The 25,355-nt window shown below is 66.7% G+C and carries 23 protein-coding genes; 15 read left to right on the top strand and 8 right to left on the bottom strand.

All coding sequences use genetic code 11. The features are described 5' to 3' along the window. Positions 1-251 precede the first annotated feature (251 nt). Together D7T59_RS16965 and D7T59_RS16960 are read right to left on the bottom strand one after the other, a co-directional pair. Entirely contained in the window at positions 252-1,961 is a 1,710-nt protein-coding gene (locus D7T59_RS16965) for a M28 family metallopeptidase (protein ID WP_180882687.1), read from the bottom strand. Positions 1,962-2,047: 86 nt separating this feature from the next. Further along, positions 2,048-2,710, bottom strand: coding sequence for a DUF4097 family beta strand repeat-containing protein (locus D7T59_RS16960; RefSeq protein ID WP_180852924.1), 663 nt, complete (start codon positions 2,708-2,710; stop codon positions 2,048-2,050). A gap of 94 nt (positions 2,711-2,804) precedes the next feature. Between D7T59_RS16960 and D7T59_RS16955 the strand changes: the two genes are divergently transcribed. After that, the gene (locus D7T59_RS16955; RefSeq protein WP_180852925.1) at positions 2,805-4,106 is read left to right on the top strand and encodes a murein hydrolase activator EnvC family protein; all 1,302 of its coding nucleotides are present in this window, start codon (positions 2,805-2,807) and stop codon (positions 4,104-4,106) included. Between the two features lie 108 nt (positions 4,107-4,214). After that, complete coding sequence (locus D7T59_RS16950) at positions 4,215-5,675, top strand: S41 family peptidase (RefSeq protein WP_180852926.1); 1,461 nt, start codon at positions 4,215-4,217, stop codon at positions 5,673-5,675. A gap of 85 nt (positions 5,676-5,760) precedes the next feature. Here D7T59_RS16950 and D7T59_RS16945 read toward each other — a convergent pair whose 3' ends face one another. Next, positions 5,761-6,453 carry a rhomboid family intramembrane serine protease gene (locus D7T59_RS16945; protein WP_005407784.1) on the bottom strand — a complete coding sequence of 231 codons (693 nt, stop codon included), beginning with the start codon at positions 6,451-6,453 and terminating at the stop codon, positions 5,761-5,763. A gap of 225 nt (positions 6,454-6,678) precedes the next feature. Between D7T59_RS16945 and D7T59_RS16940 the strand changes: the two genes are divergently transcribed. Both D7T59_RS16940 and pnuC read left to right on the top strand, forming a co-directional pair. Continuing rightward, the gene (locus D7T59_RS16940) at positions 6,679-8,031 is read left to right on the top strand and encodes an outer membrane protein transport protein (protein WP_180852927.1); all 1,353 of its coding nucleotides are present in this window, start codon (positions 6,679-6,681) and stop codon (positions 8,029-8,031) included. Between the two features lie 143 nt (positions 8,032-8,174). Beyond that, the gene (gene pnuC, locus D7T59_RS16935) at positions 8,175-8,774 is read left to right on the top strand and encodes a nicotinamide riboside transporter PnuC (RefSeq protein ID WP_164138721.1); all 600 of its coding nucleotides are present in this window, start codon (positions 8,175-8,177) and stop codon (positions 8,772-8,774) included. Between the two features lie 119 nt (positions 8,775-8,893). Here the strand turns inward: pnuC and putA are convergent, their stop codons facing one another. After that, a complete protein-coding gene (gene putA / locus D7T59_RS16930) occupies positions 8,894-12,112 on the bottom strand; it encodes a bifunctional proline dehydrogenase/L-glutamate gamma-semialdehyde dehydrogenase PutA (RefSeq protein WP_180852928.1) in 3,219 nt (1,072 codons plus the stop codon). Positions 12,113-12,386: 274 nt separating this feature from the next. On the opposite strand from putA, the gene D7T59_RS16925 reads away from it, so the two are divergent. The 6 genes from D7T59_RS16925 to D7T59_RS16900 all read left to right on the top strand — a co-directional run bounded on the left by D7T59_RS16925 (position 12,387) and on the right by D7T59_RS16900 (position 17,222). Further along, positions 12,387-12,863 carry a DUF2244 domain-containing protein gene (locus D7T59_RS16925; protein WP_014035721.1) on the top strand — a complete coding sequence of 159 codons (477 nt, stop codon included), beginning with the start codon at positions 12,387-12,389 and terminating at the stop codon, positions 12,861-12,863. Between the two features lie 11 nt (positions 12,864-12,874). Further along, positions 12,875-13,831: a cytochrome c oxidase subunit II gene (gene coxB / locus D7T59_RS16920; protein WP_164138725.1), complete on the top strand. Its 957-nt coding sequence runs from the start codon at positions 12,875-12,877 to the stop codon at positions 13,829-13,831. A gap of 62 nt (positions 13,832-13,893) precedes the next feature. Beyond that, entirely contained in the window at positions 13,894-15,501 is a 1,608-nt protein-coding gene (gene ctaD, locus D7T59_RS16915) for a cytochrome c oxidase subunit I (RefSeq protein ID WP_005407790.1), read from the top strand. Positions 15,502-15,509: 8 nt separating this feature from the next. Further along, positions 15,510-15,746 carry a hypothetical protein gene (locus D7T59_RS16910; RefSeq protein WP_180863263.1) on the top strand — a complete coding sequence of 79 codons (237 nt, stop codon included), beginning with the start codon at positions 15,510-15,512 and terminating at the stop codon, positions 15,744-15,746. Further along, complete coding sequence (locus D7T59_RS16905; protein ID WP_111111329.1) at positions 15,743-16,333, top strand: cytochrome c oxidase assembly protein; 591 nt, start codon at positions 15,743-15,745, stop codon at positions 16,331-16,333. Before D7T59_RS16910 ends, D7T59_RS16905 begins: the two co-directional genes overlap by 4 nt. Before the next feature lie 13 nt (positions 16,334-16,346). After that, a complete protein-coding gene (locus D7T59_RS16900; RefSeq protein WP_005407793.1) occupies positions 16,347-17,222 on the top strand; it encodes a cytochrome c oxidase subunit 3 in 876 nt (291 codons plus the stop codon). A 20-nt stretch (positions 17,223-17,242) separates the two neighbouring features. On the opposite strand, the gene D7T59_RS16895 is transcribed toward D7T59_RS16900, so the two are convergent. Further along, positions 17,243-17,461, bottom strand: a complete 219-nt coding sequence (locus D7T59_RS16895; RefSeq protein ID WP_099551637.1) for a twin transmembrane helix small protein — start codon at positions 17,459-17,461, stop codon at positions 17,243-17,245. A 57-nt stretch (positions 17,462-17,518) separates the two neighbouring features. Here D7T59_RS16895 and D7T59_RS16890 point away from each other — a divergent pair, with 57 nt between their 5' ends. The 5 genes from D7T59_RS16890 to D7T59_RS16870 all read left to right on the top strand — a co-directional run bounded on the left by D7T59_RS16890 (position 17,519) and on the right by D7T59_RS16870 (position 21,946). Then, positions 17,519-18,235, top strand: coding sequence for an SURF1 family protein (locus D7T59_RS16890; RefSeq protein ID WP_180852930.1), 717 nt, complete (start codon positions 17,519-17,521; stop codon positions 18,233-18,235). 96 nt (positions 18,236-18,331) lie between these two features. Beyond that, positions 18,332-18,901 (top strand): hypothetical protein, encoded by a 570-nt coding sequence (locus D7T59_RS16885; RefSeq protein ID WP_164138733.1) that lies wholly within the window; start codon positions 18,332-18,334, stop codon positions 18,899-18,901. A gap of 10 nt (positions 18,902-18,911) precedes the next feature. Beyond that, positions 18,912-20,075, top strand: a complete 1,164-nt coding sequence (locus D7T59_RS16880; RefSeq protein ID WP_164138736.1) for a COX15/CtaA family protein — start codon at positions 18,912-18,914, stop codon at positions 20,073-20,075. 4 nt (positions 20,076-20,079) lie between these two features. Beyond that, the gene (cyoE, locus tag D7T59_RS16875; RefSeq protein WP_180852931.1) at positions 20,080-20,973 is read left to right on the top strand and encodes a heme o synthase; all 894 of its coding nucleotides are present in this window, start codon (positions 20,080-20,082) and stop codon (positions 20,971-20,973) included. A gap of 166 nt (positions 20,974-21,139) precedes the next feature. Next, a complete protein-coding gene (locus D7T59_RS16870; protein WP_180852932.1) occupies positions 21,140-21,946 on the top strand; it encodes a calcium-binding protein in 807 nt (268 codons plus the stop codon). Between the two features lie 103 nt (positions 21,947-22,049). Here D7T59_RS16870 and D7T59_RS16865 read toward each other — a convergent pair whose 3' ends face one another. The 3 genes from D7T59_RS16865 to dnaG are packed head-to-tail and all read right to left on the bottom strand — an operon-like array spanning position 22,050 to position 25,322. Continuing rightward, positions 22,050-23,021, bottom strand: a complete 972-nt coding sequence (locus tag D7T59_RS16865; protein WP_049457760.1) for a bile acid:sodium symporter family protein — start codon at positions 23,019-23,021, stop codon at positions 22,050-22,052. 28 nt (positions 23,022-23,049) lie between these two features. Next, the gene (locus tag D7T59_RS16860) at positions 23,050-23,550 is read right to left on the bottom strand and encodes a protein tyrosine phosphatase family protein (RefSeq protein ID WP_164139027.1); all 501 of its coding nucleotides are present in this window, start codon (positions 23,548-23,550) and stop codon (positions 23,050-23,052) included. 29 nt (positions 23,551-23,579) lie between these two features. After that, complete coding sequence (gene dnaG / locus D7T59_RS16855; protein WP_180852933.1) at positions 23,580-25,322, bottom strand: DNA primase; 1,743 nt, start codon at positions 25,320-25,322, stop codon at positions 23,580-23,582. Positions 25,323-25,355 lie beyond the last annotated feature (33 nt).

Below are 25,355 nucleotides of genomic sequence, written 5' to 3'. Positions count from 1 at the left end.
CCGGCGTGGGGACCCAAGCTACTTCACGGTCGAAAGACCTAGATCCACACGGTCGCCCACGCCGGGCTCTCGGCACCCAAAGTGCCAGATCGGCAAGAGATAAGATCCACGCCATGCGTGGATGGGGCGCTCGCCATGTAGAGAGGCGCCAACCAAGGTTGGCACCCACCAATGACGGAGCGCACAAAAAAAACGGCGCCCCGTGGGGCGCCGCTCTGCTCTCAACGATGTTCAGTCTAGAATGGCCCGGCTTACTTCGCCGAAGCCTTGTCCTTCATCATCGCGTCGCGGGCCGCCTTGAACGGGTTGCCCTCATACCAGTTCGGCCAACGATCACCACCGGCCAGTTCCTTGCCGACGCCATACATCAACTGCAGGTCTTCGACGGTACCGTCCAGCTTCCAGGTGGACGCGTCGAACTCGTCCTTTGGGCCGTGGTAACGGTTGGCACCGTAGTCCGCAGCCGCCTTGCGGCCGGCGTCCACGCCACCCTCGCGCAGATCCTCGCCACCATCGGCGTACAGGGCCGGTACGCCGGCCTTGGCGAAGTTGAAGTGGTCCGAACGGAAGTAGAAGCCGCTCTGCACCGAGGTCTCACCGTGCAGCGTACGGTCCTGGGCCGCAGCCAGTGGCTTGAGGATGTCTTCCAGCTCCGAGCTGCCGAAGCCGGTGACGGTCACGTCCTTGGCACGGCCGGCCACGGACATCGCGTCGATGTTGATCACACCGGCGATCTTGTCCAGTGGGAAGGTCGGGTGGGAGACGTAGTATTTCGAACCCAGCAGGCCGGATTCTTCCAGGGTCACCGCCAGGAACACCACCGAACGTTCCGGCTTTGGATCCTGGTGGGCCATTGCTTCGGCCACCTCAAGAATGCCGGCCACGCCGGTCGCGTTGTCGACCGCACCGTTGTAGATGTTGTCGCCGGTTTCACCCTCGTGCTTGCCCAGGTGGTCCCAGTGCGCCATGTACAGCACTGCTTCGTCGGCACGCTTGCTGCCCGGCAGCACGCCCACCACGTTGCGCGACTGCTTCTGCGCGATCTGGCTCTTCAGGTCGACCGCTGCGGTGGCCTTCAGCGGCACCGGCTTGAAGCCGCGCTTGCTCGCATCCTTGTAAGCCTGCGCCAGGTCCAGGCCGGCACCGGCAAACAGCGCCTTGGCGGCGTCGGCACTCAGCCAGCCCTGCACCGGAATACGGGCTTCCGGGTCATCCTTGGCCGGCAGGTCGTACTGCGGGCCGGCCCAGGAGTTCTTCACCACGTCCCAGCCATAGGAGGCACCGGCGGTGTCATGCACGATCAGCGCCGCGGCGGCGCCCTTGCGGGCGGCCTCCTCGAACTTGTACGTCCAGCGGCCGTAGTAGGTCATGCGCTTGCCATCGAACAGCTTGGCGTCGTCGACGTGGAAGCCCGGATCGTTGACGAACATCACGACCGTCTTGCCTTTCCAGTCCTGGCCGGCATAGTCGTTCCACTTCTGCTCCGGCGCATCGACGCCGTAGCCGACGAACACCAGGTCGCTGGCATCGACCTTCACCTCGGCCTGGCCGGTACGGGTGCCGACCACCATGTCGGTGCCGAACTTCAGCTCGGTGGTCTTGCCACCCTGGGTGATCTTCAACACCGTCGATGCGTCGGCCGTGGTCTCGGTCATCGGCACGTCCTGGAACCAGCTGTCACCGTTGCCGGGCTGCAGGCCGATGCGCTGCATCTGGTCGCGGATGTAGTTGACCGTCAGTTCCTCGCCCTTGCTGCCCGGGGCGCGGCCTTCGAATTCATCCGAAGCCAGGGTCTTGACCATCTCGGCGAAGTCGCCGGCGTTGATCTCCGGGGAGAACTGATGAGCCGCCGGCTTCGCGGCAGCGGTGTCGGTGGCCGGCGCGGTGGCCGGCGTGTCTTCGCCTTTGCAGGCACTGAGCGCGGCCGCGGCGGCCAGGCACAGGAGGAGTTTGCGGGGCATCGTCGATTCCTGGAAAACAAAGGGCGGCCGCACGTCGTGCGCGGCCGGTATCAGCGAGTATCACCGAACCGGGCGGTCCGGTGCGCTCAGTCCGCCGGGGCGGTTTCGGTGTCGAACGGGATCGGCTCGGCGCCGTTGACCGGCCCGATGCGGGCGGTGCGATGCACGTACAGCACCACCTCGCGTTCGAACTGCAGGGGGCCGTTGACCACGGCATTCGGGCCGATGATCACGCGTGGCTTGCGGCTGGCGGTGAGCGAGACGCTGAAGTTCGGCTTGCGCACGTGCACACCGCCGTTGACCTGGGAACCGATGCCGACGGTGATATCGCCGTTGACGGTCTCCACGTCCTTGCCGACGCGGCTTTCGACCAGGCCGATGCCACCGTTCACGGTTTCGACGCCGCCTTCGATCTGGCTGCCGCGATCGGTGAAGATGCTGCCGTTGACGGTGCTGACGCTGCCGCGTGCAATCACCTCGCGGCCCAGGCGTACGCCGCCGTTGACCGTTTCAATCTTGCCGGTACGTGCACGGTCGGCCACCTTGACCCCGCCGTTGACGGTGTCGATGCTGCCGGTCTCGACGCCTTCACCAACCCGGATACCGCCGTTGACGGTATCCAGCTTGCCGTAGCGCTGGCCAGGTTCGGCGCTGATGCTGCCGTTGACCTTGCTGATGTTGTCCTGGGCACCGGCCGGGCCGGCAACGAGCAGGACGCCCAACAACAGCGGAATGGAAAGAGTTTTCATGGGGCCTCGATGGATGTGCGGCTGGCAGGCCGCGTGCGGAGATGTCACCATTCCCGGGTACCCCCTGCAACTGCCTGAAGTCACTGGAAAGCCCTTGCGCGACAACGCCTTCCCATCACGCCGACATCACATCGCCGCCGCCCGCGGCGGGCGCTGCCTGCTGTTGGGGCTGGCCATCGCCTTGGCGCTGCCGTTGCCGGGCGCCGCACAGACCACCCGCGAAACCGAGCGCAAGCTGCAGAAGCTGCGTACCGAGTTGAAGGGCGTGGCGCAGGAGCGCCGGCAGATCGAGGGCCAGCGCGGCCAGGCATCACAGCAACTGCGCGAGGCCGACGAGAAGGTGGCCCGCAGTGGCCGCGCGCTTGCGCAGACCGAAACCGCGCTGCGCGAGCAGAGCCGGTCGCTGGCCGAAGCCGAGCAGCGCCGCAGCACCCTGCAGGCCAACCTGGCCCAGCAGCACCGCGAGCTGGCCGGCCTGCTGCGCGCGGCCTATCAGCTGGGCAACCATGCACCGTTGAAGCTGCTGCTGTCGCAGGACACGGTGGCCGACGCCAACCGTGCCCTGGCCTACCACCGCTACCTGCAGCGCGAACGTGCGCAGCGCATCACCACGCTGACCGCGGACCTGAAGGAACTGGAAGTGCTGCAGGCGCAGATCGCCGAACGCCAGCAGAAGCTGCAGGGCGCACAGCGCGACCAKAAACAGCAGGCGGCCACGTTGGCCGCCGACCGCCGCGACCGCGCACAGACCGTGGCCTCGCTGGACGAACGCTTCAAGGACCGGCGCGAGAAGGAACAGGCACTGGGCCAGGACGCCAAGGCACTGGAAACGCTGCTGGCCAACCTGCGTGCCGCCGCGGCCCGGGCAGAAGCCGAGCGCCGCGCCGCGGCGCGGCGAGCAGCCGCTGAAAAGGCCGCTGCCGAGCGTGCCGCACGCCAGGCCGCCGCGCAGGGCCGTCCGCCACCGCCGCCCACCAAGGTTCCGCCTGCCGTCGCCTCTGCGCCGGCGCCGAAGGTGGGTGGCCTGGGCTGGCCATTGTCGGGCAACCTGTTGGCCCGCTACGGCGGCAAGCTGCCCGACGGCCGCACCAGCAGTGGTGTGTTGATCGGCGCGCCCGCCGGCAGCACCGTCACCGCCGTGGCCGACGGCACCGTGGTGTTCTCCGACTGGATGACCGGTTACGGCATGATCCTGATCGTCGACCACGGCAACGGCTACATGAGCCTGTACGCGCACAACGACACCCTGCTGAAGGATGCGGGTGCCCGGGTCAGCCGCGGCGATGCGGTGGCCAAGGTCGGCAACTCCGGTGGGCAGGGCGTCACCGCGCTGTACTTCGAGCTGCGTCGTGGTGGGCAGCCGGTCAATCCGGACAGCTGGCTGCAGCGGCGCTGAATCCGGCATCGCCACGTGCGGGCCGGATTCAACGGGAATTTAGCTGTGCTTCGCGCATAATCGGTGCATGTGCCTTGGGCACGATGCCAACGTCGACAGGAGTGATCCATGCGCGCAGCCCGTACCGCCACCCTCTTGCTGGCCCTGTTGCCGGCGCTGTCCTGGGCGCAGCAGACCGCGCCCGCCCCGAGCCAGGAAACCAGCGGGCAGGCAGCGAACAGCGAGGAGGCGGTCACCTCGAAGGTGCCGCTGGAGGACATCCGCCGCTTCGTGGCCGTGTACAACGCGGTGCGTGCCGCTTATGTCGACCCGGTCGATGACAAGAAGCTGATGCAGTCGGCGGTGCGCGGCCTGCTGCTCGACCTCGACCCGCACAGCACCTACTTCAACAAGGAAGACGCGCAGGCCTTCGATGAGCAGGCCAACGGCGCCTATGAAGGCATCGGCGTGGAGCTGCAGCAGCAGCCCGACAACGCCAGCATGAAGGTGATCTCGCCGATCGACGACACGCCGGCGGCCAAGGCCGGCATCCTCGCCGGTGACCTGATCATCGCCATCGACGGCAAGCCGATCAGCGCCATTGATGCGAGTGAACCGTTGCGTGGCCCGGCCGGCAGCAAGGTGGTGTTGACCATCGTGCGTGCGGGCAAGCCGAAGCCGTTCGACGTCAGCCTCACCCGCCAGACCATCCGTGTGACCAGCGTGCGCAGCCGCCTGCTGGAGCCGGGCTATGGCTACATCCGCCTGAGCACCTTCCAGGCCGACACCGGGTCGGACTTCCAGAAGCACGTGCAGCAGCTGCAGAAGCAGTCTGGTGGCCAGCTCAAGGGCCTGGTGCTGGATCTGCGCAGCAACCCGGGTGGACTGCTGACTGCCGCCGTGCAGGTGGCCGACGATCTTCTCGACAAGGGCAACATCGTCAGCACCCGTGGCCGCATCAGCATCAGCGATGCACGCTTCGATGCGACCCCGGGCGACCTGCTGAAGGGCGCACCGGTGGTGGTGCTGGTCGACGCCGGTTCGGCCAGTGCCTCGGAAGTGCTGGCCGGCGCGCTGCGCGACAACAAGCGCGCGCGCGTGGTCGGCAGCCGCACCTTCGGCAAGGGCTCGGTGCAGACCGTGCTGCCGCTGGACAACGGTGACTCGGTGAAGCTGACCACCGCGCGTTATTACACGCCCAGCGGCAAGTCGATCCAGGCCACCGGCATCGTGCCGGAGGTCGAATTCAAGCCTGCCGCGCGTCCGGAAGATGATGCGTTGCCGGCCAGCCTGAGCGATTACAGCGAAGCGACCCTGCCGGGCCATCTGCGCGGCGACGACGAAGGCACCGAGGGCTACCACGCCGGTGCGGTGCTGCCGGGCGACGGCCCGATCAACGATGCGCTGGCCGAACTGAAGAATCCCGGCTCGGTGGCTGCGCGGTTGAAGGCCGAAGCGGCGAAGGCAGATGCGGCCAAGGCCGCGAAGGCTGCCGCGGCGAAGCCGGAAGCGAAGCCGGAGCCGAAGGTCGAACCGAAGGCGGACAGCACGCCGGAAACCAAGCCCGCTCCGGTCCCGGCCAAGCCTTGATTCTGTAGAGTCGAGCCACGCTCGACTGGATCTACGAACGAGCGGGTGAGCGTGGAGCCGGCCAGCGGCCGGCACTACCCGGTGATCAGAACCCGTGCCGCTTGCGCAGCCGGCGTGCGATCGCGGCGCGCACGTACACGCCATACACCAGGCCGAACACGAAGCCGCCGATGTGCGCCCACCAGGCCACCATGCCGAAGCTCGGGCCGATGTGGGCGAACACCACCTGCAGTGCGGCCCAGACGCCGATGAGCAGGTAGGCCGGGGCGCGCACGAACTCCAGGAACAGGCCGAGCGGAATGACCACGCCCAGCCGGGCGCCCGGGAACAGGGCCAGATAGGCGCCGATCAGCGCCGACACCGCGCCGCTGGCACCGATGATGATCTGGTCCGGGCTGCCCATGGTGTAGATGGCCACCAGGTTGGACACCGCGCCGCCGACCAGGAACAGCAGCAGCAATCGCCACGGGCCCAGCACCCGCTCGGCGGGCAGGCCGAAGATCAGCAGGAAGACCAGGTTGCCCAGCAGATGCGACCAGTCCGCGTGCAGGAACAGGGCGGTGAACAGGCGCAGCACGCTGCCGTCCTGCAGCGTCGCCCACCAGTCGAGCGGGTGGGTCAGCCCGGTGGACAGGGCGCCCCAGTCCAGCCAGAGGCTGCCGCGGGCATCGTCCGGGCGCGAGATCGACCACAGGAACGCCAGCCACAGTGCCGCAAACAGCACGGGCGTGGCCCAGCGCAGGGCCGCCTTCTTGCGCGACGGGAGGGAGACGAACATGGCACTAGCCTAGCGTGCGGGCGCTTGCGACGGGGATTGTCCTGTTCAGCTTTTGAGACGAAAAAACCGCCTGCCCCGTTATTGTTTCATTAACGGCTCTGGGTAATACTCGCATACGGCGTCGTATGTCGGGAGGGGAATCCGGCGCGCTTCGACGGGCCCCCGGGCCTGCCGGGCGCAGGCGCACTCAGAGCACCATCACCGCTTACCGGAGAGAGAACTACGATGCAAACCGCTTCCACCATTGCCCGTCTGACCCTGCTGGCCGTCGGCGTTGCCGGTGCGCTGGCCGCCGCCGACGCCAACGCCGCCGCCTTCCAGCTGAAGGAAAACAGCGCCAAGGGCCTCGGCCGCGCGTTCGCCGGCTCCGGCAGCGCCGAGGGCGACGCCTCCATCATCGCCGTCAACCCGGCCGGCATGCGCCAGCTGGACGGCACCCTGATCCAGGGTGACCTGAGCGCAATCAGCTTCAAGGCCGAGTTCAAAGGCCAGGGTCGTAAGCCGACCGGCGCCGCGCAGACCGGCGGTGACGGCGGCGACGCTGGCATGATCGCCCCGGTTCCGGCCGCGTACTTCCACATGCCGATCGGCGAGAAGGCCCACTTCGGTGTGTCGCTGACTGCTCCGTTTGGTTTCAAGACCCAGTATGACAATGGCTGGGTGGGTCGCTACAGCGGCCTGAAGACCGACCTGAAGGCCATCGATCTTGGCTTTGCCGCATCCTATGACGTCAATCCGTACGTCTCGTTCGGCGCGTCGGTGTTCGTTGAACATCTGACCATCGAGCTCAGCAACAACATCGACTTCGGTACTGCGTTGGCCCAGGCCCGCGTACCGGGCTACGCCCCGGGCAGCGCCGATGGCAAGCTGACCGTTGAAGGCGACAACAATGCGGTGGGCTGGACGGTCGGTGGCCTTTTCTCGATCGATGAGAACACCCACATCGGCCTGAGCTACCGCTCCAAGGTCACGCACAAGATCACCGGCGGCGATGCCACCTTCCTGATGCCGAACGACAATGGCCGCACTGCGACCATCCTGGGTCAGACCCAGCCGGGCCAGTTCGTCAGCACCAGTGGCAAGGCAACCGTGAAGCTGCCGGCGTCGGCGACCCTGAGCGTGACGCACAAGGTCAACGATCGCTGGACCGTGATGGGTGACGTCACCCGCACAGCCTGGTCGACCGCATTCGACGCTGTCACCATCGACTATGCTTCGGCCCAGAAGGACTCTGTGCTGGACTTCGGTTATCGCGATACCACCTTCGTGTCGCTGGGTGCGGACTACAAGCTGAGCGATACCGTCACCCTGCGTGGTGGTGTTGCGCTGGACCAGACCCCGACCACCGACGCTCATCGCGACGTCCGCGTGCCGGATACCAGCCGCAAGTGGCTGTCGCTGGGCGTGGGCTGGACCCCGTCGGCGAACACTGAATACAACTTCGGCTACACCCACCTGTTCACCAGCGATCCGAGCGTGAACATCCAGCCGACCACCAACAACCAGGGCAACTCGCTGGCTGGCAAGTACAAGGTCCGTGGAGACGTGCTGGCTGCTTCGTTCCAGTACAAGTTCTGATTCGGGTGATTGCCTGAAGCAGTTCGAAGGAGGCCCCGCGCAAGCGGGGCCTTTTTTTTGTGTGCGGATGGTTGGGGGCATCCACGCATGGCGTGGATCTACCGGTTTGTCCACGCAGCGCACGGATCCACGACAATAGCGCCATGAACCTGTCCGACCCGAACTTCCAGCTTGAGCTTGCTGCAAACATTGCCGTCGCCGGTTCGATCCTGCTGGCCGGCCGCAACAACGTGCACACCTGGTGGCTGGGCATCGTGGGCTGTGCACTGTTCGCGGCGGTGTTCGAGCGTTCGCACCTGTATGCGGACATGGTGCTGCAGTTCTTCTTCATCGCCATCAGTGTGCTGGGCTGGTGGCAGTGGCTGCGTGGTGACCATGGTGCACCGCTGCCGATCACTTCATTGCGGCCGCGCGCCTGGGCCTGGCTGGCGCCGCTGGCGGTGGTGGCCACGTTCGGCTACGGCTGGATGCTGACCCGGCTGACCAACGCCTATGCGCCGTATATCGATTCAGCGGTGCTGGTACTGAGCGTGATCGCGCAGATCCTGATGATGCGGCGCAAGCTGGAATCGTGGTGGGTGTGGCTGCTGGTCAACACCGTTGCGGTACCGCTGTACTACAGCCGTGGCCTGCACCTGACTTCGATCCTGTATGTGGGCTTCTGGATCAATGCGCTGGTGGCCTTGCGCCATTGGCGCCATCTGATGCGGACTGAGACCAAGGCAGCCCCGGAAACCGTGTAGCGCCGAGCCCGTGCTCCGCTACGCCAGGAAAGCCGAGCATGGGCTCGGCTCTACAGGAAGTAGAAGCACAAAAAACCCCGCTTTCGCGGGGTTTTTCGTTTGCAGCATCAACCGGGCGATCAGTCGCCCAGGGTCAGCAGCGAGGCGTTGCCGCCGGCGGCGGTGGTGTTCACCGTCACCGTCTTCTCGGTGGCGAAGCGCAGCAGGTAGTGCGGGCCGCCCGCCTTCGGGCCGGTGCCGGACAGGCCCTGGCCGCCGAACGGCTGCACGCCGACCACTGCGCCGATCTGGTTGCGGTTGACGTAGACGTTGCCGACGTGGACGCCGTTGCTGATGCGATCAACGGTTTCGTCGATGCGCGAATGCACGCCCAGGGTCAGGCCGTAGCCGGTGGCGTTGATCTGGTCGATCACCGCATCGAGCTGGTCGCCCTTCCAGCGGATCACGTGCAGGACCGGCCCGAAGATTTCCTTGTGCAGCTGGCCCAGGTCCTTCAGTTCATACGCGCGCGGCGCGAAGAAGGTGCCGTTGGCGGCTTCGGCGGACAGCTCGGCGGCGGCGATCAGGCGTGCTTCGCGGTCCATGCGTTCGCCGTGGTCCTGCAGGATCTTCAGTGCATCGGCGTCGATCACCGGGCCGACGTCGGTGGACAGCAGGCCGGGGTTGCCGACCTTCAGTTCCTTCATTGCGCCGGCCAGCATGGTCATCACCTTGTCGGCGATGTCGTCCTGCACGAACAGCACGCGCGCAGCCGAGCAGCGCTGGCCGGCGGAGGTGAAGGCCGAACCGATCGCGTCCTTGACCAGCTGTTCCGGCAATGCCGAGGAGTCGGCGATGAAGGCGTTCTGGCCACCGGTCTCGGCGATCAGCACGCCAATGGCGGCATCACGCGCGGCCATCGCGCGGTTGATCGCACGGGCGGTCTCGGTGGAGCCGGTGAAGGCCACGCCGGCCACGCGCGGGTCGGCGGTCAGCGCGGCACCGACGGTGGCACCGTCACCCGGCAGGTACTGCACCACCTCGGCCGGCACGCCGGCGTCGTGCAGCAGCTTCACCGCGTAGTAGCCGATCAGGTTGGTCTGCTCGGCCGGCTTGGCGATCACGCTGTTGCCAGCTGCCAGTGCCGCAGCCACCTGGCCCAGGAAGATCGCCAGCGGGAAGTTCCACGGGCTGATGCAGACGAACACGCCGCGGCCGTGCAGCTGCAGCTCGTTCGATTCACCGGTCGGGCTCGGCAGCTTCTCGGCGTGGCTGAACTGCTCGCGTGCCTGCTTGGCGTAGTAGCGCAGGAAATCCACGGCTTCGCGCACTTCGGCGATGCTGTCGGGCAGGCTCTTGCCGGCTTCCTTCACACACAGCGCCATGAACTCCGGCATGCGCGCTTCCAGCTGGTCGGCGGCGTGCTCGAGGATGGCGGCGCGGCTGGCGGCCGGGGTGCGGTTCCAGGCCGGCTGCGCGGCCACGGCATTGGCCAGCGCCTTCTGCACGGTGGCGGCATCGGCGGCCAGCCACTGGCCGACCACTTCGCGGGTGTCGGCCGGGTTGGTCACCGGCAGCGCGGTGCCGGCCGGGGTGGCACCCGGCACCAGCGGCGCAGCCGACCAGGGCTTCACTGCAGCGTTGAGCTGCTCGGCCAGGGCGCGCAGTTCGTTGTCGTTGGCGAGGTTGGCGCCCATGGAGTTCTTCCTGTCGTGGTTCTGGCTGCGCAGCAGGTCAACCGGCAGCGGGATCTTGGGATGCGGAATCGAAGCGAACGAGGACACCATCTCGACCGGATCGCGGATCAGGTCGGCGATCGGCACGCGTTCGTCGGTGATGCGGTTGACGAAGCTGGAGTTGGCGCCGTTTTCCAGCAGGCGGCGCACCAGGTACGGCAGCAGGTCTTCATGTGAACCGACCGGCGCATACACGCGGCACGGCAGGCCCAGGCGATCGGCCGGCACCACTTCGGCGTACAGGTCGTCGCCCATGCCGTGCAGCTTCTGGTGTTCGTACACGCCACCGTTGGCGATGCTGCGCACCGCGGCGATGGTGTGTGCGTTGTGCGTGGCGAACATCGGGTAGATCGCGTCGGCATGGGTGAACAGGCGCTTGGCGCAGGCCAGGTAGGACACGTCGGTGTTCTGCTTGCGGGTGAACACCGGGTAGCCCGGGTAGCCTTCGATCTGCGCACGCTTGATCTCGGCATCCCAGTAGGCGCCCTTGACCAGGCGCACCTGCAGGCGGCGACCGGCGCGGCGCGCCATGTCGGCCAGGTGGTCGATCGTGTACGGCGTACGCTTCTGGTAGGCCTGCACGACCACGCCGAAGCCATCCCAGCCGGACAGCGAGGCGTCGGAGAACACCTGCTCGATGATGTCCAGCGACAGTTCCAGGCGGTCGGATTCTTCGGCGTCGACCGTGCAGCCGATGCCGTAGCTCTTGGCCAGCTGCGCCAGTTCCAGCACGCCCGGCACCAGGTCCTTCAGTACGCGCTCGCGCTTGGCGTGCTCGTAGCGCGGGTACAGCGCCGACAGCTTGATCGAAATGCCCGGGGCGTTGTTGACGTCGCCGTCCGGGCGGCCACCGCGGGCCTTGTGATCACCGCCGATGGCGTGGATCGCACGTCGGTAGTCTTCCAGGTAGCGCAGCGCGTCCTTCATGGTCAGCGCGCCTTCGCCCAGCATGTCGAACGAGTAGCGGTAGCTGGCGTTTTCACCCTTGTGCGAACGCGACAGCGCTTCGCTGATGGTGCGGCCCATGACGAACTGGTGGCCCATGATCTTCATCGCCTGGCGCACGGCCAGGCGCACCACCGGCTCACCCACGCGGCCGACCAGGCGCTTGAAAGCGCTGGGGGCATCGGCGCGGGTGGCGTCGTTCATCTGCACCAGCTTGCCGGTCAGCATCAGGCCCCAGGTGGAGGCGTTGACCAGCACCGAGTCGCTGCCGCCCAGGTGCTTTTCCCAGTCGGCGTCGGCCAGCTTGTCGCGGATCAGCTTGTCGGCGGTGTCCTGGTCCGGAATGCGCAGCAGCGCCTCGGCCACGCACATCAGCAGCACGCCTTCCTCGCTGCCCAGGTCGTACTGGCGCATGAAGGCTTCGATGGCGCCCTGGTCCTTGGCACGCACGCGCACGCGGCCGACCAGGTCGGCCGCCAGTGCCTGCACCTTGGCCTGCTCGTCGGCGGGCAGGCGGGCCTGCGCCAGCAGCTCGCGCACATGGCTGGCCTCGTCCTTCAACCAGGCATCGGTGATGGCCTGGCGGAACGGGTTGGGGGGCGCCGGCAGTTCCGGCGACAGCAGCGCGCCGGGACGCGGGGCGTCGTGGGCGGCAGGGGAGGAGGAAGGTGCGTTCATGCCGGTCCGGCCAGTGGAAAACTTGGCGATTTTAAACATTTTTGCGGCCTTCGGAAGTGCCGCGCAGACACCTTCATGAAGGGCTGATAGCCCCTAACGGTGGTGGATTTGGCGTGTTCATGAAACCTTCCAATATTTGTGCTGAATTCGTCATTCGTGCCGCCGACCTCATGCTGTGTTGCAGCATCGGAAAAAGTGTGAATGCACCCTTGCTACCGGCGAGAGGGCGGGGCTACCATCGAGACGTTTCCCGCGGCAGGAACGCGGTTGCGACATGATCGAGGTGCTTCCAGCTCCGGATGGGTCAGGTACGCAGCTGCGGCTGCGTCCCCCACGGGCGCTCGATGCCCGGCAGTTCGTCCTGTTGTTCACCGTGTTGTCGGGTGCGATGTGGCTGGTGTCCGCCTTCGGGTGGTTGGCCGGCAATGCATTCGCCCCCCTGTTCGCGCTGCTGTACAGCCTGGTGCTGGCGGCGGCGCTGCGTGCCTTGTGGCGCAGCGGTGAACGGCAGGAGGAGATCCGGGTAGTGCCGGCGTACGTGGAGGTCATTCCCGTACCCGGTGGATCGCCGGTGTTCCGGGCTCACCCCCACTGGGTGCGCCTGCTCACCGACGACGAGAGGGTCCGGCTGGCATCCAGCGGCCGGCAGGTGGAGGTGGGGAGTTTCCTCGCGCCGGCCGAACGTCAGACGCTCGCAGAGACACTTGAAAGCTTGCTCGCCGCCAGCGATGGCGGCAACCGACGACGCTAAGGGTCTAGGCAATGAAGCAAAGCAGCAGGTGGGGCACGAAGTGCGTGAACGCGGTTGCCGCAGTGCTGGCGACCGGGGGACTGATGCCGGCGTTGGCCTGGGCCCAGGCGGCCGATCCCAAGCCGTGGCAGCTGAACATGGGCAAGGGGGTGACCCAGACCTCGCGCCTGGCCTGGGAATCGAACAACCTCTCGTTGATCATCTGCACGGTGATCGGCGTCATCGTGTTCGGGGCGATGGCCTACGCCATCTTCAAGTTCCGCAAATCCAAGGGCGCGGTCGCGGCCACCTTCAGCCACAACACCAAGGCCGAGATCATCTGGACGGTGATCCCGGTGATCATCCTGATCGTGATGGCATGGCCGGCCACGGCCAACCTGATCAAGATGTACGACACCCGCGATGCCGAGATGACGGTGAAGGTCACCGGCTACCAGTGGATGTGGAAGTACGAATACCTCGGCGAGAACGTCACCTTCACCAGCCGCCTGGACCGCGAGTCCGACCGGGTGCGGCAGAGTGGCATCGTGCCGACCCGCGAGAGCCATCCGCACTACCTGCTGGATGTCGACAACCGCCTGGTGCTGCCGGTCGATACCAAGGTGCGTTTCGTCATCACCTCCGACGACGTGATCCACGCCTGGTGGGTGCCCGCGCTGGGCTGGAAGCAGGACGCCATCCCCGGTTTCATCAATGAAGCCTGGACCAGCATCGAGCAGCCCGGCGTGTACCGGGGCCAGTGCGCCGAGCTGTGCGGCAAGGACCACGGCTTCATGCCGATCGTGGTCGAGGCGGTGTCCAAGGAGGAATTCAAGCAGTGGCTGGCGCAGCGCAAGCCTGCACCGCCGGCTGCGCCGACAACGCCTGCGGCACCTGCCGAACCGGCTGCACCTGCGAGCGAAGCACCGGCTGCCCCTGCCGCCGCTGAAGCCGGCAGCGCACCTGCCACCGCAGCCAGCGGAGCGTGATGTAACGCCCGTGGCCGCCTGCTGCGGCCGCGGTGACAACCGATTCTGAGAGGTGTTTTGCAATGGCGCACTCGGCAGTTGGGCACGACGATCACCATCACCACCAGAGCTTCTTCGAGCGTTGGTTCTTCTCGACCAACCACAAGGACATCGGCACGCTGTACCTGGGTTTCAGCTTCATCATGTTCATCATCGGTGCGGCGATGAGCGTGGTGATCCGCGCCGAGCTGGCGCAGCCGGGCCTGCAGTTCGTCAAGCCCGAGTTCTTCAACCAGATGACCACCGTGCATGCGCTGGTGATGATCTTCGGAGGCGTGATGCCGGCCTTCGTCGGCCTGGCCAACTGGATGATCCCGCTGCAGATCGGCGCGCCGGACATGGCGCTGCCGCGCATGAACAACTGGTCGTTCTGGCTGCTGCCGGTGGCCTTCAGCCTGCTGCTGCTGACCCTGTTCCTGCCCGGTGGTGCACCCGCCGGTGGCTGGACGCTGTACCCGCCGCTGTCGCTGCAGGGCGGCTACAACGTCGCCTTCAGCGTGTTCGCCATCCACGTGGCCGGCATCAGCTCGATCATGGGTGCGATCAACATCATCGCCACCGTGCTCAACATGCGCGCGCCGGGCATCGACCTGCTGAAGATGCCGATCTTCTGCTGGGCCTGGCTGATCACCGCCTTCCTGCTGATCGCGGTGATGCCGGTGCTGGCCGGCGCGGTGACCATGCTGCTGACCGACAAGTTCTTCGGCACCAGCTTCTTCAATGCCGCCGGTGGCGGTGACCCGGTGATGTACCAGCACATCTTCTGGTTCTTCGGCCACCCCGAGGTCTACATCATGATCCTGCCCGCCTTCGGCGTGGTCAGCGAGATCATCCCGACCTTCAGCCGCAAGCCGCTGTTCGGCTACCAGGCGATGGTGTACGCCACCGCCGCGATCGCGTTCCTGTCGTTCATCGTCTGGGCCCATCACATGTTCACCGTGGGCATGCCGCTGGGTGGCGAGATCTACTTCATGTTCGCCACCATGCTGATCTCGATCCCGACCGGCGTGAAAGTGTTCAACTGGGTCAGCACCATGTGGCGCGGCTCGCTGACGTTCGAGGCGCCGATGCTGTGGTCGGTGGCCTTCGTCATCCTGTTCACCATCGGTGGTTTCTCCGGCCTGATGCTGGCGATCGTGGCGGCCGACTTCCAGTACCACGACACCTACTTCGTGGTGGCCCACTTCCACTACGTGCTGGTGACCGGCGCGGTGTTCGCGCTGATCGCGGCGGTGTACTACTGGTGGCCGAAGTGGACCGGGCGCATGTACAGCGAGAAGTGGGCCAAGGTGCACTTCTGGTGGTCGATCGTATTCGTCAACCTGCTGTTCTTCCCGCAGCATTTCCTCGGCCTGGCCGGCATGCCGCGCCGCATTCCCGATTACAGCGTGGCGTTTGCCGACTGGAACCTGATCAGCTCGATCGGTGCGTTCGGCATGTTCGTCACCCCGTTCATGATGGCCGCGATCCTGCTGTCCTCGCTGCGCAACGGCGAGAAGGCCGAAGCGCGCAGCTGGGAAGGTGCGCGCGGCCTGGAATGGACGCTGCCGTCGCCGGCACCGGCGCATACCTTCACCACGCCGCCGACCATCCGCCCGGGGGATCTGGCGCATGACGACATCACGCATTGAGGTGGGGCATGCATAACGAGAGCCCGCTCCCGATCGGTAGAGCCGAGCCAWGCTCGGCTGACGAGAAGCAGCCGAGCATGGCTCGGCTCTACGACAACGAAGAGCAGCCGGCCAGCGGTCGGCTCTACCAGGGCGGAAGCATCGAGCAGCAACGCCAGCGCGCCAGGCGCACGGCGATGTGGGTCGGCGCCATCGCCGTGCTGGTCTACGTCGGCTTCATCCTCAGTGGGGTGATCGGCCGATGAGCGACGCACCGGCCACCGCGACCTCACGCAGTGCAGGGCTGCCGCGCCTGATCGGTGTGGCGGTGGCGGTGTTCCTGCTGACGTTCTCGCTGGTGCCGCTGTACCGCATCGCCTGCGAGAAGGTGTTCGGCGTGCGCCTGGAGCGCGGCCCCGGTGGCGAAGCCAGTGCGGGTGCGGCGGCCGGCAAGCGCACTGTGCGCGTGGAATTCGATGGCGGCGTCAATTCGCGCCTGCCGTGGTCGTTCCACCCCGAGCAGCTGACCATGGACGTGGTGCCGGGCGAACTCAACGAAGCGTTGTACTTCGCCCGCAACGACAGCCAGCAGGCAGTGGTCGGCAGTGCGGTGCCTTCGGTGGCACCGGCGCGCGCGTCGGGTTTCTTCAGCAAGACCGAGTGCTTCTGTTTCACCGCGCAGACGCTGCAGGCCGGCGAGAAGCGCGACATGCCGGTGCGTTTCATCGTCGATCCGGACCTGCCGCCGGAGATCAGGACGATCACCTTGTCCTACACCTTCTACCGCAACGACGCGCTGTCCGATCGGCTGGCCCCGGCCGCCACCTCGGAAGGCGCGCACGCCGCACCCTGACCCGGATACCGACATGGCCCAGACACCGACCGACGCCAACGTGTACTTCGTCCCGGCCCAGAGCAAATGGCCGTTCGTGGGTTCCATCGCGATGATGGTGACCATGGTGGGCGTGGCCAGCTGGCTCAACGATGCCAGCTGGGGGCGCTGGACGTTCTACATCGGCATCGCGATGCTGGTGCTGACCCTGTTCTGGTGGTTCAGCGACGTGGTGCGTGAATCGCAGGCGGGCAACTACAACCACCAGGTCGATGGTTCGTTCCGGATGGGGATGATCTGGTTCATCTTCTCCGAGGTGATGTTCTTCGGTGCGTTCTTCGGCGCGCTGTTCTACACCCGCAACCTGGGCCTGTCGTGGCTCAGTGGCGAAGGCCGCGGGGTGATGACCAACGAGCTGCTCTGGCAGGGCTATTCCGCCGGTTGGCCGACCAACGGCCCGGCGGCGATCGGTGGCGCGTTCCAGACCATCCCGGCCTGGGGCCTGCCGCTGATCAACACGTTGATCCTGCTCACCTCCGGCGTGACCTTGACCATCGCCCACCATGCACTGAAGGCTGGTAACCGCCGCCAGCTGCTGATCTGGCTGGGCCTGACCGTGGTGCTCGGCCTGGGCTTCCTGACCCTGCAGGCGGAGGAGTACATCCACGCCTACAAGGAACTGAACCTGACGCTCGGCTCGGGCATCTACGGTTCGACGTTCTTCATGCTGACCGGCTTCCACGGCGCGCACGTGCTGCTGGGCACGATCATGCTGATCGTGATGTGGCTGCGCTCGGCCAAGGGACACTTCACCCGCGACAACCATTTCGGTTTCGAAGCCGCCGCGTGGTACTGGCACTTCGTCGACGTGGTGTGGCTGATGCTGTTCCTGTTCGTCTACGTGCTTTGACCGCGCACGCTTCGGTGGCCTCAGCCGCCGATGCCGTGCGGTTTGATCCAGCCCATGTAGATGCTCACGATCACCAGTACGATCAAGGCCACCGACACCGCGATGCGGCGCGTCAGTGCGTTGACCGTGCGCTTGGTCTGGCCGCGGTCGACCACCAGGTAATACAGGCCGGCGCCCAGGTTCCAGACGATGACGATCAGAAACGCGATTACCAGCAGGGTCTTCAGCGAATCACTCATGCGCGGCTCGAGGGCAGGGTGGATGTGCCTATCTGACCGCGTTTGCGCGGACTTGTCATGATGCGCCAGCACACGCGCGTGATCGGATGGCTGCTGGCCGTGCTGGCCATGGCCGGTTTCACCGCATTGGGGCTGTGGCAGCTGCAGCGCATGCATGCCAAACAGGCAATGTTGGATGCACAAGGTCCAGCCGCAGCGCAGGTACTGTCGTTGGCACAGGCGCTGGCAGCGCCCGGTGCGTTGCATGGCGTGGCCGATCACGGTCGCTTCCTTCCCGGCGTGGTGCTGCTGGACAACCAGACCCGGCACGGCCGCGCGGGCGTGAAGATCTACCGCCCGTTCCGCAGTGACGAGGGCAGCGTGCTGCTGGTCGATCTGGGATGGCGCGCGCTGCCGCCGGATCGCACCCTGCCGGAGCTGCCGGCACCGCCTTCGCCGGTGGCGGTGCGTGGGCTGCTGGCGCCGCTGCCGTCGGCCGGATTGGCACTTGGCCCCGCATTCTCCGCCACGGGTGAAGCGGGCCGCTGGCTGGCCAGCCGGTTGCCGGCCGAAGGCCTGGCCCGCGCGCTGGGGGTGCAGGCACTTCCCGATCGTGTACTTCGCCTGGACCCTGCACTGCCATTCGGTGACGAGCGCGACCTCGACCTGCTGCCGAACACGCTGCCGCCGCAGCGTCACCTGGGCTACGCCGTGCAGTGGTTCGGCCTGGCCCTGACCGTGCTGGTGGTCGCGCTGGTGCTGGAATGGCGCAGGAGGCGCTCCATCCCCCGGTAGTGCCGGCCGCTGGCCGGCAATCCCTCGGTTTCCTGGGTGCCTGCCMGCGGCCGSCACTACCGGCATCCCTTACCCAACCGTGAGAAAATGCCCCGCATGAACACTGCTACGTCCCCGCAGGCGCGCGGCTCCGGCCGCCGGACCCTGGTGCTGCTGTTTGCCGTGTTCTTCGGGGCGATGGCGCTGGCTGCCGTACTGCGCTTCTCTGGCTGGCAGCCCACCGGCCACCGCAATGCCGGCCAGCTGCTGAAGCCGCCGGTGGACCTGCGCCAGCAGAGCCCGACCCTGGCCAATGGCCAGGCCTACCCATGGAACCCCGAGGCCCGTACCTGGCGCCTGCTGGTGGCGCCGGCCGGTGCCTGCGACGCACAGTGCGTCACTTTGTCGCAGGGACTGGGCAAGGTGTGGCAGCTGTTCGGCCATAACGCCGATAATGTCGAGATTCTGTGGCTGGGTACGCCACCGGCGTCGATCGCCTCGCTGCCCGCGCTGCGGCCGCTGGCTCCGTCGCCAGCCCTGCGCGCGGCGTTGCCGGGCGTTGATGATCCGGCGGGACTGCCGGTCTACGTGATCGATCCGAACGGCTTCGTGATCATGCGCCATGCCCCCGGCAGTGACCTGGGTGGCCTGCGCAAGGACATGGCCACGTTGCTGAAACTGAAGTGAGTCCCGTTTGATGAGCCTTTCCGCGCGTCCGGCGCTGCACCGCAATTTCCACCGCCTGGCGTGGTTCGCCATGATCATGACCGCGAGCACGATCATGTTCGGCGCGTTCGTGCGCCTGTCCGATGCCGGCCTGAGCTGCCCGGACTGGCCGACCTGCTATGGCCAGGCCACCTGGCCGCAGCACGTGGAAGAGACCATTGGCCACCCGGCGGCGGAGATCCGCCCGCTGGAAACGCACAAGGCCTGGCGTGAACAGGTGCATCGCTTCCTGGCCGGCGCGCTGGGCATCGAGATCCTGACTCTGGCCCTGTTGGCCACGCGCAAGCGGCGATTCGGCAGCACGGCGGTGGTGACCGCCTGCGTGCTGGTGGCCGCCGGCATACCGCTGTACATGATGGGCTGGCATGGCACCGCCAGCGCCTTGGCCCTGATAGGCGAGGCGATCCTGCTGATCGCCGCGCTGCGCTGGAGCAACATCGACCTGGCGCGCGCTGCACTGCTGACCCTGGCGGTGGTGATCTTCCAGGCCCTGCTGGGCATGTGGACGGTCACCCTGCTGCTGAAACCCATCGTGGTGATGGGCCACCTGCTGGGTGGCATGCTGATGTTCGCGCTGCTTGTGTGGATGGCCTGGCGTGCCACGCACATGCCGATCACCCTGGCCGAGGCGCCGAAGCTGAAGTGGCTGCTGCGCATCGGCGTGGCGGTGCTGGTCACCCAGATCGCGCTGGGCGGTTGGGTCAGTGCCAACTACGCGGCGCTGGCCTGCGGCGGCGGCAGCGCCTCGCTGGACAACTTCCCGCGCTGTGCCAACCAGTGGTGGCCGCAGCACAACTTCGTCGAAGGCTTCACCCTGTGGCGTGGCATCGGCGTGGACTACGAAGGCGGCGTGCTGGATGGCGCCTCGCGTATCGCCATCCAGATGGCACACCGCCTGTTCGCGGTGGTGGTGGCGGTCTACCTGCTGTGGCTGGGCGCGCGCCTGTTCCGGTTGCCGAGCATGCGTGGCTGGGCCAGCGCGCTGATCGTGCTGCTGGTGCTGCAGGTCACCCTCGGCATCCTCAATGTGAAGCTGGCGCTGCCGCTGGAAGTGGCGGTGGCCCACAACGGCGTGGCCGTTGCCCTGTTGTTCGTGCTGGTCAGCCTGCTGGCCCGCCTGCGTGCCCCGGACTGATTCCATGTTTTCCAATTACCGCCAGTACTGGGACCTGACCAAGCCCAAGGTCGTCGCCCTCATTGTCTTCACCGCCCTGGTCGGCATGGTCCTGGCCATCCCCGGCGTGCCCAGCTGGGAGCAGGTGCGCGCCGGCGTGCTCGGTTTCCTCGGCATCTGGCTGGCTGCTTCGGCCGCCGCCGCCATCAACCAGCTGCTGGATGCGCACATCGATGCACAGATGGCGCGCACCTCGTGGCGTCCGCTGGTGGTGGGCAAGGTCAAGCCGTGGCAGGTGCTGGTGTTCGCCGGCGTGCTGATCGTGCTGTCGATGACCATCCTGGTGCTGTGGGTGAACCTGATCACCGCGGTGCTGACCTTCGCCTCGCTGATCGGCTACGCGGTGATCTACACCGTGTACCTGAAGCGTGCGACCTCGCAGAACATCGTCATCGGTGGCCTGGCTGGCGCGATGCCGCCGATGCTGGGCTGGGCCGCGGTGACCGGCATGCAGGGTTCGTCGGACTGGGCGTACTCGTCGCTGCTGGTGCTGATCATCTTCATCTGGACCCCGCCGCACTTCTGGGCGCTGGCGATCTTCCGCCGCGAGGACTACGCCAAGGCCGAAATTCCGATGCTGCCGGTGACCCACGGCGTGGTGCATACCCGCAAGCAGATCCTGGTGTATTCGGTGGTGCTGGCGCTGGTCTGCCTGCTGCCGTACCTGGTGGGCATGAGCGGTGCGTTCTACCTGGGCGGCGCGATCGTGCTCAACGCCGTGTTCCTCTGGTACGCCTGGCGCATGCTCAACCCGCCGGACGAGCTGTTCTCGATGAAGATGTTCTATTACTCCATCGTGTACCTGATGGCGCTGTTCGCCTTCCTGCTGGTCGACCACTGGATCCTGCCCTGGCTGTAAGGGGCTGAGGCATCCACGCATGGCGTGGATCTACTGTAGAGCCGAGCCCATGCTGGGCTGAGGGTTGATCGGAGAAGCAGCCGAGCACGGGCTCAGCTCTACACTTGATCTGCGCCAGCTGCGTCGCCATTGCTGTTCCTGACCCCAAGGAAAGGAAGGAGCAGGGATGCATTCGATCTTCCGCTGGACCAGCGCGCTGCTGCTGGCGCTGGGCATGGGCCTCAATGCGCATGCCGACGACACCGCCGCGCAGATCCGCCAGCACGCCGGCGACCACCGCCTGCTGGTGCTGGGCGAATTCCACGGCACTCGCGAGACCCCGTTGCTGGTGCGCCAGCTGGTGGAGGACTACAGCCGCAACGGCCCGGTCGTGCTGGCGCTGGAACTGCCACGTGCCGAGAATCCTGTGCTGCGCGACTATCTGGAATCCGATGGCGGGGCCGCGTCGCGCCAGCACCTGCACGGCCGTGCGTTCTGGACCGTGCGCGACGACCAGCATGATGGTCGCCGCAGCCGCGACATGCTGGCGATGATCGAAGGCCTGCGCGCGTTGAAGGCGCAGGGACGTGTGATCGACGTCGTTGGCTATGACGTCAATCACAGTGACGGCGGCAGCCAGGCCCGCGATGACCGCATGGCCGCCGAACTACGGCGCCTGTACCGGCGCCTGCCCGAAGGCGCACGCATGGTCGTGCTGACCGGCAATGTGCACGCCATGCTGCAGCGCCCCGCCGATGCCCCGCCGGACATGCAGACCCAGCCGATGGCATCGGCACTGCGCGACCTGGATATCTACAGCGTGCGGCTGGAAGCGTTGCGCGGCCACTTCTGGGGATGCATGGACCGCTGCAAGGCACTGTCCCTGCTCGAACGGCCAGCGCGTGCGCCGGAGGTCAACACCCATGCCGGCCGCGAGTACGACCTGTGGGTGTGGATGCCGCAGTTGAGCGTCGGCACGCTGGTGGGCCCGTGAATCCACGCATGGCGTGGATCTACTGTGGGTTCACGCCATCCGTGGTTTTGAGTAGATCCACGCCATGCGTGGATGATTTACCCGCAACAACCCGCGCGCCCTGTCAGGGCTTGCGCCTCGCATACCGCTGCGCGATCACGCCGCAGACGATCAGCTGGATCTGGTGGTAGATCATCACCGGCAGCACGATCGCGCCGAGGCTGCCACCGGCGAACAGCACCTTGGCGATTGGCACGCCGGTGGCCAGGCTCTTCTTCGAGCCGCAGAACACGATGGCGATTTCATCTTCGCGATTGAAGCGCAGGCGGCGGGCGATGAAGGTGATCAGCGGCATGGCGATGCCCAGCAGCACGGCCGCCACCACCGCCACGGCCAGCAACGAGAGCAGCGGCGTCTTGCTCCACAAGCCCTCGGTGACCGCCTCGCCGAACGCCGAATACACCACCAGCAGGATGGTGGCCTGGTCGGTGTAGCGCAGCAGCGCGCGCTGCTTTTCCACCCAGCCGGCAATCCACGGCCGCAGCAGATGGCCGGCCACGAACGGCACCAGCAGCTGCAGCATGATGCCGCCGATCGCATGCAGCGGATCGTGGATGCCGCCGGAGGTGCCGGCCAACGCGGTCAGCAGCAGCGGGGTGAGGAACACGCCGAGGATGCTCGACAGCGAAGCACTGCACACCGCTGCGGGCACATTTCCGCGGGCCATCGAGGTGAACGCGATGGACGACTGCACGGTGGAGGGCAGCGTGCACAGGAACAGCACGCCCAGGTACAGCTCCGGCGTCAGCAGCCAGCCCGACAGTGGCTTGAACATCAGCCCCAGCAGCGGGAACAGGATGAAGGTGCAGGCCAGGATGGTCAGGTGCAGCCGCCAGTGCAGCATGCCGCCGATGATCGACTCGCGTGGCAGGCGCGCGCCATGCAGGAAGAACAACGCCGCGATGGCGACCGTGGTGACATCGTCGAGGACGATGGCGGCGGCGCCCTTCATCGGCAGCAGCGAGGCCAGGCCGACGGTGCACAGCAGGGCGAGGGTGAAGTTGTCCGGTCGCAGGCGCGACCACCAGCGTGTCATGGTGGGCAGAGTCCTTGGTGCGGAGGGTTCAGGGCGAGGTGACCGGCGTGGCCAGGCGCTGGCGGGTGGCGGCTTCCAGCGACTTCAGGCCAGCACGCTGACCCAGCTGCAGGGCCTGTTCGGGGCTGGCATGTTCGTAGCGTGCATTGACCAGGCCGAGCACGGCACCGGCGCGGTTGCCGGACGCACAGTGCAGCAGCACCGGCCCCTGGCTCTGCTGCAGGGCCTGGTGCACCGCGCGTACGTTGGCGGCATCGAGCCCGTCGGCGCCGGCCACTGGAATGCGTACGTAGCGCAGGCCCAGCGATTCGGCCACGCGGGCTTCATCGAAACCGCGGTCCTCGCCGGGCTGGCGCAGGTCGATCACCGTGCGCACGCCCTGTGCAGCCAGTTCGCGCAGTTGTGCGGCACTGGGCTGGCCACCGGCATGCAGGCCGGGGCGGACTTCATCGAGCGGGGTATCCGCGGCCAGGGCGGCCAGCGGCAGGCAGAGCGACAACAACAGCAGGCAGGTCAGGCGCAGCAGCATGGTCCTCTCCGTGAAAGCGTTCTGCCCCTCTACAGGCGCAGCCCGGCGCGGGCCTTCAGCAGCTCGCGCAGTTCGTATTTGTCAGTATCGTCCAGACCCTGCTGGCGCTGCTTTGCCAACAACTCTTCCAGACGTTGCACCAGCAGCTGTTTTTCCAGCTGTGCCACCGCGTCGTGCAGTTCCTGGGTCCAGCTGGCCTCGGTGCCGGGCAGCGTCTGTGCGGCCAGTGTATGCAGCGAGGCCTGTTCCTCGCGGCCATCGAAGTGTTCCAGCAGGGCGCCGGTGCTGATGTCCGGGCGCTGTTCGACCAGCCCCAGCAGCTCCAGCAGCAGTTCCACGCCGGGCAGGCGCAGGCCCTGGAAGTGATGCTTGCCGCCCAGGGTCAGGGCAAGGGAGGGCTGTTGCAGCAGCACGGCGATCGCGCCGCGCACCAGGCTGCGCTTGGCCACTGGCTGGATCGTGCGCGAGGGCTGGCGCTGTGGCATTGGCGCGCGCGTGGCGGAAGCGTTGCCACCACCCAGGCCGGTCAGCTGCGCCAGCTGCTGCTTCATCAGGTCGCCGAAGGCGCCGTCGGGAATCTGCGCCAGCATCGGCTTGGCACGCTCGGCCAGGCGGGCCTTGCCGTCCAGCGTGCCCAGGTTGATCTCGCGGGTGAGTTCATCGAAGAAGAACTGCGACAGCGGCGTGGCCTGCTTCAGGCGTTCGTTGAAGGCCTCGGCGCCTTCCTTGCGCACGATGGTGTCCGGGTCCTCGCCATCGGGCAGGAACAGGAAGAAGGCCTGGCGGCCATCCTTCATGCGCGGCAGCACCGACTCCAGCGCCTTCCAGCCGGCACGGCGGCCGGCGGCGTCGCCGTCGAAGCAGAAGAACACGTCCGGCGCGTTGCGGAACAGCAGCTCGGCATGGTCCGGCGTGGTCGCCGTGCCCAGCGTGGCCACCGCCTGGGTGACGCCGAACTGGAACAGCGAGACCACGTCCATGTAGCCCTCGACCACGATCAGCCGCTCGATCTTCTGGTTGGCCTGGCGCACCTGCCACAGGCCGTACAGTTCGCGGCCCTTGTGGAACAGCGCGGTCTCGGGCGAGTTGAGGTACTTGGGGCCGTCGTCCTTCTCGAACACGCGGCCGCCGAAGGCGATCACCCGGCCACGGCGGTCGAAGATCGGGAACATCACCCGGTCGCGGAACTTGTCGTAGACGTGGCCGCGGTCGTTCTTGGAGAACAGGCCGGCGCGGTCGAGCAGCTTCATCCGCCGCTCGTCCTTGCCCAGCGCATCGCGCAGGCCGCTGTAGCCATCCGGCGCATAGCCGATCTGGAAGCGCGCGCGGTTCTCTTCGTCCACGCCGCGGCCATCGAGGTAGTTGCGAGCCTTGTCGCTGCCTTCCAGGTTTTTCTGGAAGAACTTGGTGGCCGCATCCAGCGCCGAATACAGCTCGCGGCTGTCGTCCTGCTGCTGCGGGCTGCGCGGGTTCTCGTTGCGCGGCACTTCCATGCCGGCACGCTTGGCCAGTTCATCCACCGCGTCGAGGAACTCGAGGCGGTCGTAGTTCATCAGGAAGCTGATCGCGGTGCCGTGCGCGCCGCAGCCGAAGCAGTGATAGAACTGCTTGGTGGGCGAGACCGTGAACGAGGCCGAGCGCTCGTCATGGAACGGGCAGCGCGCTGCGTACTCCTTGCCCTGGCGCTTCAGCGGCACGCGGCTGCCCACCACCTCGACAATGTCGGTGCGGGCCAGCAGGTCGTCGATGAATGCGTCGGGGATACGGGCCATGGGCAACAGGGCAGGGCGCGGCCGCCAGGGCGC

The sequence above is a fragment of the Stenotrophomonas maltophilia genome (assembly GCF_013464915.1).
GTDB lineage: Bacteria > Pseudomonadota > Gammaproteobacteria > Xanthomonadales > Xanthomonadaceae > Stenotrophomonas > Stenotrophomonas maltophilia_AT.
This window is presented reverse-complemented; position numbering and strand designations above follow the sequence as displayed.